General features: G+C 44.2%; 7 protein-coding genes. 6 read left to right on the top strand and 1 reads right to left on the bottom strand.

Annotation, left to right across the window (positions count from 1 at the left end; all coding sequences use genetic code 11):
- The first annotated feature begins 91 nt into the window (after positions 1 to 91).
- Positions 92 to 724 (top strand): hypothetical protein, encoded by a 633-nt coding sequence (locus ACI39P_RS04135; protein ID WP_439719434.1) that lies wholly within the window; start codon positions 92 to 94, stop codon positions 722 to 724.
- Entirely contained in the window at positions 660 to 881 is a 222-nt protein-coding gene (locus ACI39P_RS04130) for a helix-turn-helix domain-containing protein (protein ID WP_439719433.1), read from the top strand. The genes ACI39P_RS04135 and ACI39P_RS04130 overlap by 65 nt, the downstream gene beginning before the upstream one ends.
- Here ACI39P_RS04130 and ACI39P_RS04125 read toward each other — a convergent pair.
- Positions 814 to 1047, bottom strand: a complete 234-nt coding sequence (locus ACI39P_RS04125) for a helix-turn-helix domain-containing protein (RefSeq protein ID WP_439719432.1) — start codon at positions 1045 to 1047, stop codon at positions 814 to 816. The genes ACI39P_RS04130 and ACI39P_RS04125 overlap by 68 nt on opposite strands.
- A gap of 105 nt (positions 1048 to 1152) precedes the next feature.
- On the opposite strand from ACI39P_RS04125, the gene ACI39P_RS04120 reads away from it, so the two are divergent.
- Genes ACI39P_RS04120 through ACI39P_RS04105 form a run of 4 tightly spaced genes read left to right on the top strand, consistent with a single transcriptional unit; the run spans position 1153 to position 2932 of the window.
- Positions 1153 to 1374, top strand: coding sequence for a hypothetical protein (locus ACI39P_RS04120; RefSeq protein ID WP_439719431.1), 222 nt, complete (start codon positions 1153 to 1155; stop codon positions 1372 to 1374).
- A 6-nt stretch (positions 1375 to 1380) separates the two neighbouring features.
- Positions 1381 to 1914, top strand: a complete 534-nt coding sequence (locus tag ACI39P_RS04115; RefSeq protein ID WP_439719430.1) for an NUMOD4 motif-containing HNH endonuclease — start codon at positions 1381 to 1383, stop codon at positions 1912 to 1914.
- A complete protein-coding gene (locus ACI39P_RS04110) occupies positions 1907 to 2242 on the top strand; it encodes a putative PDDEXK endonuclease (protein WP_439719429.1) in 336 nt (111 codons plus the stop codon). The genes ACI39P_RS04115 and ACI39P_RS04110 overlap by 8 nt, the downstream gene beginning before the upstream one ends.
- Positions 2243 to 2932: a DUF6291 domain-containing protein gene (locus tag ACI39P_RS04105; protein ID WP_439719428.1), complete on the top strand. Its 690-nt coding sequence runs from the start codon at positions 2243 to 2245 to the stop codon at positions 2930 to 2932.
- Positions 2933 to 3002 lie beyond the last annotated feature (70 nt).

Here is a 3002-nt window from a genome sequence, read left to right as displayed (position 1 = left end):
CCGCACAGGAATATTTTGATAAATTCGGCGGGCTTTGCCCTGATTGCTATATCGCTGATTATGCGGCGAAGAAGAATGCGGGTGGTTCCCAGTGAGCTATATCAACGTAACAGGTACATACAGTGCAATCAAATTCCTGCCCAGCGGAAGTATGGAGCTGGTATTTGAAATCCCATTCAGACAGAAATGTGACCTGCTGAGCGGTATCGATGAGATCACCGCCGCAGGCCTGCCGGAACTGTCCATCAAGGCGGAGAAGAAGCGGAAGAAACGCTCTTTGGATGCAAACGATTATCTGTGGGTTTTGTGTACGAAAATCGCTGAGAAGCTGCAGGACGGCAAGACCATGGTAACCAAGGAAGAGGTCTATCGCAAGCACATTGAAGCCGTTGGGAAATTTGAACCTCTGGCGATCCATGAGGATGCAGTGGAGCGGTTTTCTCAGGTCTGGCAGAGGAATGGCACGGGCTGGCTGGTGAAGGTGGTAGACAGTAAGCTGGACGGATGCAAGAAGGTTTTCGCATACTATGGCAGTTCTGTTTACGACACAAAAGAAATGAGCCGCCTGATCGACAGTGTGATCGAAGATTGCAGAGCGTTAAACATCGAGACTATGCCGCCGGCGGAATTAGATATGTTGTTAAAGGAGTGGGGCAGAAATGAGAGAGAATCTGAAAAAAGCCCGCAAAAAAGCGGGCATGACACAACAACAGGTTGCAGATAAGTTGGATATCGGTCTGAGATATTACAAATCTATAGAAAGTGGAGAAAGGCTCGGCGGAATTGAACTGTGGGACGCTTTAGAAGATTTGTTCAGTGTTCATCAAAGAAAACTCCGTGAGATTTCAACCATTCATCCCGACCAAGAAGATAGTCGATAGAAACATCTAGTTTGTCTGCAATTTTAATAAGAGCATCGGCAGATGGAAAACGGTCACCGCTTTCATAATTTCTGTAAGCCCTTAAACCCATGGAAAGATAATCAGCCATCTGTTGTGCGGTGTATCCTTTTGATTTACGGACAAAATTTAATCTTTCAGAAAACAAAGAAATACCTCCTTTAAAAAAATACTTGACAGTGCTCAAATTGTACACTAATATACGAATATAGTATAGTGCTCAAAATGAACACCATAAAAAGGAGGATTATATATGAAAACTAGAAAAGAAATTGAAAAAATCAATAGTTCAATTAAAAGAGAAAGTAAAAACTTCAAGCAGGAGAGAAATAGATATGATTTACGATTGCAAGAAGTTATTGCTTTGAGAGAGAGCATAATGAACGAACCTTTCGAAGGAATTCGTAGTGCTTTTGACTATGGCTTTATTAAAGGGATGCGTTATTACAAAAAACATGGTGGGAAAAGGGGATGAAAATGTATGAAAGAAGTTTGGAAAGATATAGTTGGATACGAAGGTTTATACCAAGTAAGCAATTTAGGTGGAGTGAGAAGTTTACCTCGACCAGTTGGTGATGGAACAAACAGAATGTGGAAAGGTAGGTTACTTAGGGCGACTGACAATGGGAGAGGATATAAAATCGTTGGACTTCGAAGGAACAATATTCGAAAAAATTATTATGTGCATCGATTAGTGGCTCAGCATTTTCTTGATGGATGGAATGAGTTTCTTGTGGTAGACCATATAGACGGAAACAAAGAAAACAATTCTGTTGATAATTTGAGAATAGTATCTCAAAAAGAAAATGTTTCCTATGCAATTCATCAAATGAGAAAACCGCATAAATCATGGAATGGAAATGCTGAAAAATATATCTATGAACGGGGATGCAGATATCGGGTTTGTATGCCTAAAATGCCAGAGAAATCTTTTTCTACAATGGAGGAGGCTATTGAATACAAAAATATGGTTTTGAGTAGAAAAAAACACGGAAGGAGCTATCTGAATGAATAGCAGACAGAAGGGAACAGCGGGCGAGCGGGAGCTTGCCCGTAAGCTCAGAGAATATGGCTACAACTGCCGCCGTGGACAGCAATACTGTGGGGCCAACGGTGATGCAGATGTGGTCGGTTTGGAAGGAATACATATCGAATGCAAAAGGGTTGAACGGCTCAATATCGAGGATGCCGTGGCACAGGCGGTACGGGATAAGAAAGCGGGCGAACTGCCCGCAGTTTTTCACAGAAAAAACAACCACCCGTGGCTGGTGACCATGCCTTTGGATGACTGGATACGGCTGTATCGCGATTTTGAGCCGGTAACACATGAGGCGGGTGATTAAATGGAAAGGGAAGGATTCGTGTTCTACCGCTCTTTTTATGAAGCCATCAAAAACATGGATGACAGCACCTGTGCTGCCTGTTTTCGTGCCCTTTGCGAGTATGGGCTGAATGGTGTGGAGGTGACGGATGATCCGATTGCTGCGGCGATCCTGATCATGGCAAAACCGAACATCGACAAGAACAACAAGAAATATGAGAATGGGAAGCTTGGCGGAGAATACGGAAAACTTGGCGGCAGACCGAAAAAAGAAAACCCCAAAGAAACCCCTGATAAACCCCAAGAAAACCCCAAAGAAACCCCTAAAGAAAAAGAAACAGAAAAAGAAACAGAAACAGATACAGAAAAGAGTGTGAAAGGGGGCAAGAAGCCCCGCAGCACATTCACACCGCCCACACTGGAAGAGGTGCAGGCGTACTGTCAGGAACGTGGAAACCACGTGGATGCAGAGCGGTTTATTGACTACTACACCTCCAATGGCTGGAAAGTCGGCAAAAACAGCATGAAGGACTGGAAAGCGGCTGTTCGGAACTGGGAAAAACAAGATGCAGAGCGTGTGGAGGGACAGAGCGGTGTCCGCCAACAAGGTGCGTCAAACCAGAAGAAGAACAGGTTCGTCAATTATCCACAGCCTGAGCATGATTTTGCCGAGATCGAGCGGATGGAGCGGGAATTGCGGGAGAAATGGTAGGAGGAAAACATGAACAAAGTGATTTTGATGGGTCGGCTGACAAAAGACCCGGAAGTGAGATATTCCCAGG

The sequence above is a fragment of the Anaerotignum sp. genome (assembly GCF_051877975.1).
Classification (GTDB): Bacteria; Bacillota; Clostridia; order Lachnospirales; family Anaerotignaceae; genus Anaerotignum_A.
This window is presented reverse-complemented; position numbering and strand designations above follow the sequence as displayed.